The following is a 231-nucleotide window of genomic DNA, read 5'->3' as shown; positions in this document are numbered from 1 at the left end:
TGTTTATATTTCGTTCTTTCATACCATTAGAAGCTACAAACAGCTCTTTTAAACCAACATCCACACCAATCGACTCATCGGTTAGTTCTTGTAATTCAAAGTCTTCTTGGAATCCTACACTAATCCACCAGTGACGACCGTCAAATGTAACTCTTGGATTGGATGGTTTTTTGTTTCTTGGTAGTTGTTGGCTTGTTTTCACTTCTCCAATAGACTGAATATGAACTACTT

1 pseudogene is annotated in these 231 nt (G+C 36.8%); it reads right to left on the bottom strand.

The window, feature by feature from the left end:
- A pseudogene (locus MR115_RS30410) lies at nt 1-231 on the bottom strand (RNA-guided endonuclease InsQ/TnpB family protein); the annotation flags it as partial.

Origin of the sequence: Bacillus cereus group sp. BfR-BA-01309, from assembly GCF_022664315.1 — a bacterium.
GTDB classification, from domain to species: domain Bacteria; phylum Bacillota; class Bacilli; order Bacillales; family Bacillaceae_G; genus Bacillus_A; species Bacillus_A mobilis.
This window is presented reverse-complemented; position numbering and strand designations above follow the sequence as displayed.